The 6,671-nt window shown below is 72.5% G+C and carries 8 protein-coding genes; 3 read left to right on the forward strand and 5 right to left on the reverse strand.

What is annotated here, in order from left to right:
• Positions 1–441: 441 nt before the first annotated feature.
• The 5 genes from DKT68_RS01255 to DKT68_RS01275 all read right to left on the reverse strand — a co-directional run bounded on the left by DKT68_RS01255 (position 442) and on the right by DKT68_RS01275 (position 4,239).
• Positions 442–1,164: a CDP-alcohol phosphatidyltransferase family protein gene (locus tag DKT68_RS01255; RefSeq protein WP_109815597.1), complete on the reverse strand. Its 723-nt coding sequence runs from the start codon at positions 1,162–1,164 to the stop codon at positions 442–444.
• Positions 1,139–2,206, reverse strand: a complete 1,068-nt coding sequence (locus tag DKT68_RS01260; protein ID WP_109815598.1) for an iron-containing alcohol dehydrogenase family protein — start codon at positions 2,204–2,206, stop codon at positions 1,139–1,141. The genes DKT68_RS01255 and DKT68_RS01260 overlap by 26 nt, the downstream gene beginning before the upstream one ends.
• Positions 2,194–2,925 carry a phosphocholine cytidylyltransferase family protein gene (locus DKT68_RS01265; protein ID WP_109815599.1) on the reverse strand — a complete coding sequence of 244 codons (732 nt, stop codon included), beginning with the start codon at positions 2,923–2,925 and terminating at the stop codon, positions 2,194–2,196. Before DKT68_RS01265 ends, DKT68_RS01260 begins: the two co-directional genes overlap by 13 nt.
• A 100-nt stretch (positions 2,926–3,025) precedes the next feature.
• Positions 3,026–3,793 carry a helix-turn-helix domain-containing protein gene (locus DKT68_RS01270; RefSeq protein ID WP_109815600.1) on the reverse strand — a complete coding sequence of 256 codons (768 nt, stop codon included), beginning with the start codon at positions 3,791–3,793 and terminating at the stop codon, positions 3,026–3,028.
• Positions 3,790–4,239, reverse strand: coding sequence for an NUDIX hydrolase (locus DKT68_RS01275; protein WP_236646662.1), 450 nt, complete (start codon positions 4,237–4,239; stop codon positions 3,790–3,792). Before DKT68_RS01275 ends, DKT68_RS01270 begins: the two co-directional genes overlap by 4 nt.
• A gap of 114 nt (positions 4,240–4,353) precedes the next feature.
• Between DKT68_RS01275 and DKT68_RS01280 the strand changes: the two genes are divergently transcribed.
• The 3 genes from DKT68_RS01280 to DKT68_RS01290 all read left to right on the forward strand — a co-directional run bounded on the left by DKT68_RS01280 (position 4,354) and on the right by DKT68_RS01290 (position 6,506).
• The gene (locus tag DKT68_RS01280; RefSeq protein ID WP_109815602.1) at positions 4,354–4,749 is read left to right on the forward strand and encodes a CBS domain-containing protein; all 396 of its coding nucleotides are present in this window, start codon (positions 4,354–4,356) and stop codon (positions 4,747–4,749) included.
• A 97-nt stretch (positions 4,750–4,846) separates the two neighbouring features.
• Positions 4,847–5,305 (forward strand): ester cyclase, encoded by a 459-nt coding sequence (locus tag DKT68_RS01285; protein WP_109815604.1) that lies wholly within the window; start codon positions 4,847–4,849, stop codon positions 5,303–5,305.
• A gap of 106 nt (positions 5,306–5,411) precedes the next feature.
• The gene (locus DKT68_RS01290; RefSeq protein ID WP_109815603.1) at positions 5,412–6,506 is read left to right on the forward strand and encodes an aminotransferase-like domain-containing protein; all 1,095 of its coding nucleotides are present in this window, start codon (positions 5,412–5,414) and stop codon (positions 6,504–6,506) included.
• Positions 6,507–6,671: the final 165 nt, after the last annotated feature.

A 6,671-nucleotide genomic window follows, 5' to 3' on the forward strand; every position in this document is an offset into this window, starting at 1 on the left:
GCGGCATGGCGACGCGGCCCAGCGCCGCTGGGCCGCCGGCCTGTGTCGCAGCGCCGCTGGGCCGCGTCGCCATGCCGCTGGGCCGCCGCAGCGCCGCCGGGCCCCGGAATGATCGCGCTCGATCATGGAACCAGTGGTCTCGAAGCCCCCGGATGCCCCTACTTCCTGGATCGAGCACGATCTTGCCGGGCGGCGCGCCGCTGCACCGGGAGCCGGAGGCGAGCAGGGCGTCGCCCCTGCTCGCCCCCGGTGCCGCAGCTGCTGCTCGCGCCGGCAAGATCTACACAAGATCAGGGATGTTGGTGCCTCCCGCGCGTCGGAGGCACCAACATCGGGGAAGTTGTGCGGATCTTGGCCTGGGCCCGGACCTGAGAGTGGGCGAGGGCGTGAGGGCTAGGGCGCGGAAGGCGTCGAGCGGGGCGAGGGCGCGCCCGATGCCGGTCAGTGCAGGGAAGCTCGGGCGGAGAACGCGATGCTGGCGAGCAGGAAGCCGCCGTTGACGATCGTGAACGCGACGATCACCCAGAGGACCAGCGCCGGGGCCACGGCCAGCACCAGGGCGGCCACGAAGATCACGGCGCCGTAGTCGCGGACCAGCTTCACCAGGCGGACCGGCAGTGAGGTCGAGGTGACCATGCTGGCCGCGTTGGGGCCGGCCTGCATGACCGACGTGACGAGGTTGACCATCCAGGTGCCGGCGAAGGTCGCCACCAGCCAGGTCGGGGTCGAGGGCTCCTGCGCCACCGCGGTGGCGGCGAGCGCGGCCACCAGGGCGATCTGCGCGGCCACGTCGCAGAGCACGTCGACCCGGGCGCCGGCCGCGTTGCCCTGGCTGGTCACCCGTGCCAGCTGCCCGTCCGCGCAGTCCAGGGAGTACGCCACCTGCCAGCCCACCAGGGCGAGGAGGCCGACCACCCAGGCCGGTACGTCACCGTCGGCGACCGGACCGGCGAGCGCGACCACGGTGACCGAGGTGGCCAGCCCGAGCACCAGGTTGGTGATCGTCAACGCGGTGGGGCGAAGCCCGAGGCGCTGGGCGACGAGCGCGAAGACGGCACCCAGCCACTGGCTGATCGACTCGCTGAAGAGGCCGCCGCCCCGGTTCACCCGGTGGAAGTCGGCGATGGTGGGACGGGGGTCAGCCAAGCTGGTCGCGGATTGCACCGGCGTAGTCTGCCAGCCGCTCCCGCGTCTCGGTAGGCGACAACGCCAGGTGTTCGAGGATCGTGTACCGGTCCGGCCGGGTACGCGGCGCGAACTGCACCGCCTCGACGAACTGGTCGTCGGTGAGCGCCACCTCGCCGGGGAGCCGGGGCAGACCGTGCCGGGCCAGGCAGGCCGACATTTCCCCGAAGCGGCGCAGGTCCCCGCGTAGCCAGGTGCAGAACAGCGCGCCCAGGCCGGCCAACTCGCCGTGCGAGGAGGTGCCGGGGAAGAGCGCGTCGACGGCGTGCATGATCTCGTGGCAGCCGCCGCTGGACGGGCGGCTGGTGCCGCACACGGCCATGGCCAGGCCACTGGAGATCAACGCCTCGGCCAGCACGGTGACGAAGGCGTCGTCGCTCATGTCGCCCGGGTGGTTGAGCACCGCTTCGGCGCCCGCCCGGGCCAGCGACGCGGCCAGCCCGTCGACTGGCTCGCCGCGTACCTGGCGAGCCAGCTCCCAGTCGGCCAGCGCGCTGATGTTGCTGATCACGTCACCGATGCCGGCCCGGTTGTGCCGGTCCGGGCCGCTCTCCACGAAGTCCAGGTCGACGATCACCGCGATGGGGATGTGCACCCCGTAGGAGCCCTTGATCCCGTCGGTGATGAGGCTGGCCACCGGTGAGGCGATGCCGTCGTTGGCGAGGCTGGTCGCCACCGACACCATCGGGAGACCCCGTCGGGTCGACGCGTACTTGGCGACGTCTATCGTCTTGCCGCCCCCGATGCCGACGACCGCGTCGTACGAGCGGGCGCGGAGTTTTCCACCGAGGTCGTCGGCGGCGTCCAGGGTCCCCCCGGAGACCGTGAACACGTCGGCCGTACGCAGCGACGGTCGGATCAGCTCCGCGATCTGGGCACCCTGTCCGGGGCCGACCACGACCGCCACGTCACCGCCGGCGGAGATCCGACCGTCGGCCAGGATCGCGCCCAGGTCGGCGACCGCCCCACGTCGCACGTCGATGTGCAGCGGGGTGAGGACGCTCCGCGCTAGTAGCGGCACGCGATCTCCCGGGCGCGGGCCAGGTCGGCGTGGTTGTCGACCTCGACCCAGGGCACGTCGCCGATGGGGGCCGCCCGCACCTCTCCGCCCCGGTCGGCGAACTCCTGGTAGCCGTCCTCGTAGTACAGGTTCGGGTCGCGCCGCCAGGTGGCCTCCAGCGCGTCGGCGAGGGCGTCGGCGACCTGCGGCTCGATCAGCGTGGCGCCGATGTACTCCCCGTACGCCTCGCCGGGGTTCATGAGCTTGGTGATCCGGGTGAGCTGGCCGGCGGCGTCGAAGGTGGTCTTCATCTCCTCCTCGGCCAGCGGCTTGAGCGTGTCCACGGCGAGCAGGATGCCCGGGCCGCGCTCGGCGAGCAGGGTCTTCTCCACGCTCACCGGGTGCACGGTGTCCCCGTTGACCAGCAGCACCCCGCGCGCGAAGTGCTCCCGGGCCAGCCAGAGGGAGTAGGCGTTGTTCCACTCCTCGGCCTTGTCGTTGTGCACCAGGGTGAGCGTGACGCCGTACCGCTTCTCCAGGTCGGCCTGCCGGTCGCGGACCGTGTCCGCCGCGTACCCGACCACGATGACGATCTCGGTGAGCCCGACCTCGGCCAGGTTGCCCAGCGCGATGTCCAGGATCGTGGTCTCCCCGTCCACCGGCACCAACGCCTTGGGCAGCATGTCGGTGTACGGGCGCAGCCGGCGCCCTGCCCCGGCCGCGAGCACCATCCCGATCATCGGACATCCTCCCTCGTGCTGCTCCCCGTTCCCGGTGGAGGATAGCCCCGGGTGGACGGGTCGCTCCGGCCAACCGGGTCAGCCGGGCAGTGCCGCCGGGTCAGCCGGGCAGTGCCGCCAGGTCGGCGAGCATGGTCAGCCGCTCCTCCGCGCTGAGCACCGCGTACGGGCCGGCGGCCCGGCGGTCGGTCTCCAGTTCGATGGCGAGCCGCTCGGGGCCGGCCGGCAGGGCGGCGACGCTGGAGGCGGTGTGCCCGGCGGCGGTCCAGGCGGCGGCGTGCGCGTCGGCCCGGTGGCAGCGCAGCGTGCCGAGCCGGTTGAGCAGCAGCACGCCCGGCGGGGTGCCGTCCGGCTCGTACGGGGGCGCCAACGCGGCGAAGGCCGAGCCGCCCCGGTCCCCCTCCTCGTCGGCCAGCACCAGGGCGTACGCCAGCAGCCGGCCCAGCGCCGCGACCAGCCGCGACACCCGGTCGTCATGCCCGGCCCACAGCTCCTCGGTGACCTCGGCGTGCACCTGGTACAGCTCGGCGAGGAACGCGGCGCCCCGCTCGGTGGCGGAGAGCGCGCCGTCCGGGCGGCGGTGGATCATGCCGTGCGCCACCTGCTTGTCCACGGCCCGCTGGCAGGCGACCGGGTCGCGGTACCGGGTGATCGCCGCGAACCCCGGCTCGTCCACCGTGCCGCCGGGCGCGGCCAGCCGGGTGCGCAGGTCCACCAGGAAGCCGCTCGCGGCCGGCCCGCCGTACCGCTGGCTCAGCTCCGCGCCACCGCCGTCCCGCCCGGCCAGCATGCCCGCGACGAAGGCGCGGTCGACGGCCGGGGCGAGCAGCCCGGCGAACCGGTGGGGCGCCAGCTCGACGGTGTTCACAGACCTATCGACCGCAGGACGCCGAAGCCCTCCTCCGCGATCCGCCTGATCAGGCCGTCGTTGACGTCGCGGTTCTCGTCCAGCAGGGTCACCTCGTGCTCGGCCAGCCAGCGGTACTCGGTGTGCTTGCCGGCCTCCAGCCTCGGGTGGGCCAGGTCGCCGTCCACGCGGACCAGGAAATCGTGCTCGATCCGGGCCAGGCCGTCGTCGCCCACGTAGTGGTATTCGCCCACCTGACCGAGGACGTGTGAGAGGAACCAGCCGGTCTCCTCGGTGACCTCCCGGCGGAGCGCCTCGTCGATCTCCTCGCCGGGCTCCAGGTGGCCGCCGACGATGTCCCAGCAGTTGGGAAAGAGGCGTCGGTGCGGCGAGCGGCGCTGAAAAAAGATGCGGCCGTCGTGGTCGACGATCAGCGCGCCGGCGCAGCGCAGGGGCTCGGTGGACACCGTCCGACAGTAGCGAGCGGACCCGAGCATCGGCGATGCCCGGTCTTGTCCAGGAAACATTCACCGACCACCATGTCGGTACCGGATGCCACCGTCCCAAAGGGGTGATGCGTGATGCAGGTACGGGAAGCGATGTCCAGCCAGGTTCTCGTCGTCGGTCCGGAGCACACGCTCCGCCAGGCGGCGCGGATGATGTCGGCCCGCGGTGTCGGGTCGGCGGTCGTGATCGACCCGGACTCCGAGGGGGTCGGGATCATGACCGAACGCGACGTGTTGAAGGCTATCGGCGCCGGCCTGGACTGCGACGTGGAACGCACGGGCGCCCACCTGACCTGGGACGTGGTCTACGCCGGGCCGGAGTGGACGGTGGCCGAGGCGGCCGCCGCGATGGCCCGGGGCGGGTTCCGGCACCTGGTGGTGCTGGACGGCCGCGAGGTCGCCGGGGTGATCTCCGTCCGGGACATCATGCGCGTCTGGGCCGACGCGCAACTGGTCGTCCCGACGAGCTGACCGGCCGTCGACCGGCCGGGGCAGGTGTGCCGACCGGATCGACGGGTAAGGATCCCCTACGGGCGCGGAGGTGCCGTGGTCCGTGGGGGAGGTCCCGATGCGCGACGCGGAGCGCCTGATCGAGCAGCAGTACGCGATGCTCCTGCGTCGGGACGTGGCCCGGCTGCCGGATCTCTACGCCCCGGAGGCGTTCTACGCCATGCCGGGTGTAACGGTCCGCCCGATCGAGCTGCCCGCGCTGCTGCGGACCTGGACCGGCGCCTTCCCGGACCTGCGGGTCGACCCGCTGGGCGCGGTGCGCACCGCTGGTGGCGCCGCCGTGGAGCTGCGCCTGACCGGCAGCCACTCCGGCACCCTGCACTCGCCGTTCGGCACCGTCGCACCGACCGGCCGCACGGTGAGCTGGGAGGTGGCCGACGTGGTCCGGGCCCGCCGCGGGCGGATCGTCGCCTGGCGGTCCTACTTCGACTGGAGCCAGCTCCTCGACGCGCTCGGCGTGCAGATGGAGGGACTTTCCCGCGCGGCGCAGCACGACTCGCTCGCCCTTCCGGTCTGATCTGACGCCGACCGGTGGACCGGGGTCACCCGACCCGGTGGCTCAGGATGCGGACATCGCCGTGCCGTCCGCGCGCCCCCCGCCGCCGCCCGTACGCTCAACATCCATGACCGCCGAGCAGCTGATCTCCTTCGCCCGTGGGGCTCCCTCGCTGGACATCGTCGATGTCGAGGGGCTCAAGGCCGCCGCCGTCCGCGCCTTCGACGCCGACCCCGCGGGGGTCACGGCCTACGGCACCTCCGTCGGCTACCTTCCGCTGCGGAAGTGGATCGCCGAGAAGCACGGGGTCGAGGCCAACCAGGTGCTGGTCACCAACGGGTCGCTCCAGGCCGACGCGTTCCTCTTCGACCACCTGGTCCGCCCGGGCGACTCGGTGGTGGTGGAGCGCCCGACGTACGACCGGACGCTGCTCAACCTCCAGCGGATGGGCAGCGAGCTGCACGGCGTCTCGGTCCAGCCGGACGGCCTGGACACCGCCGAGCTGCGCAAGCTGCTGGAGTCCGGGGTCCGGCCCCGGCTCGCGCACGTCATTCCGAACTACCAGAACCCGGCCGGCATGACGCTCTCCCTGGAGAAGCGCCGGGAGTTGCTCGACCTGGCCGCCGAGTACGAGTTCACGATCTTCGAGGACGACCCGTACGCGGACATCCGGTTCCGGGGCGACGCGCTGCCGTCGATGCTCTCGCTCGACACCCGCAACGTGGTGGTGCACGCGTCGAGCTTCACCAAGACGGTGTGCCCGGGCGTGCGGGTCGGCTACCTGGTCGGCCCGGCGGACCTGATCGCCGACATCGCCAAGAACGCGACCAGCCTCTACATCTCGCCCGGCATGGTGTCCCAGGCGATCGTGCACCAGTTCTGCGTCTCGGGCGACATCGACCGCTCGGTCGAGACCGTCCGGGCGGCGTTGGGCGAGCGGGTGGCGGTGCTCGCCGAGTCGCTGCGCCGACACCTGCCGCAGGCCCGGTTCGTGGAGCCCGACGGCGGCTACTTCCTCTGGGTGGAGTTCCCGGACGACGTGCTGGTCGACCGGCTCGCCCCGGCGGCGGCCGAGCGCGGGGTCGCCGTGGTGAAGGGCAGCGACTTCATGGTGGACGGCGGGCAGCACGCTCTGCGGTTGGCCTACTCGGCGGTCACCGCCGACCGGATCGACGAGGGTGTCCGCCGGCTCGCGGCGGCCGTCGAGGCGGTCCGCAGCTGAGGTTACTGTCGGGTTTCTGACAAAACGACGATGCCGGCCGCTCGGGGACTCCCGTCCGAGCGGCCGGCGGCTCACAATGCTGCGAGCGTCACCCATCAGGTGTAGTGGAGATCACGCCCGGTCCCGGGCCGTCCCCCACCCTGGGTGACGCGTGCAGCACAACCC

It is taken from the genome of Micromonospora acroterricola, assembly GCF_003172955.1.
In the GTDB taxonomy this organism is placed as follows: Bacteria; Actinomycetota; Actinomycetes; order Mycobacteriales; family Micromonosporaceae; genus Micromonospora; species Micromonospora acroterricola.

Coding starts and splice junctions, on each gene's coding strand:
- DKT68_RS01265 (WP_109815599.1), bottom strand. CDS start 2,925: ATGATCGGGATGGTGCTCGCGGCCGGGGCAGGGCGCCGGCTGCGCCCG.
- DKT68_RS01290 (WP_109815603.1), top strand. CDS start 5,412: ATGACCGCCGAGCAGCTGATCTCCTTCGCCCGTGGGGCTCCCTCGCTG.
- DKT68_RS01285 (WP_109815604.1), top strand. CDS start 4,847: ATGCGCGACGCGGAGCGCCTGATCGAGCAGCAGTACGCGATGCTCCTG.
- DKT68_RS01280 (WP_109815602.1), top strand. CDS start 4,354: ATGCAGGTACGGGAAGCGATGTCCAGCCAGGTTCTCGTCGTCGGTCCG.